At 48.3% G+C, this 207-nt stretch carries 1 protein-coding gene; it reads left to right on the forward strand.

What is annotated here, in order from left to right:
- Window positions 1–29: 29 nt before the first annotated feature.
- Window positions 30–207 (forward strand): glutathione S-transferase N-terminal domain-containing protein (locus tag C6N31_RS47645; RefSeq protein ID WP_198359802.1); only part of this gene is annotated, 178 nt, incomplete at its 3' end.

Here is a 207-nt window from a genome sequence, read left to right on the forward strand (position 1 = left end):
GACTCCGAACACTCCCGACGCACTCGTCAATGGAGAACGTTGTGGTTCTTGATTTCTGGCCGAGTCCATTCGCGATGAGAGTTAAGGTTGCGTTGAATCTGAAAGGTGTTAAGTACGAATGCAAGGACGAGGATCTGGGAAACAAGAGTGATCTTCTACTGCAGATGAATCCCGTGTACAAGAAGATCCCAGTTCTGATCAACGGAG

Source organism: Streptomyces fildesensis, from assembly GCF_016107395.1.
Taxonomy (GTDB): Bacteria; Actinomycetota; Actinomycetes; order Streptomycetales; family Streptomycetaceae; genus Actinacidiphila; species Actinacidiphila fildesensis.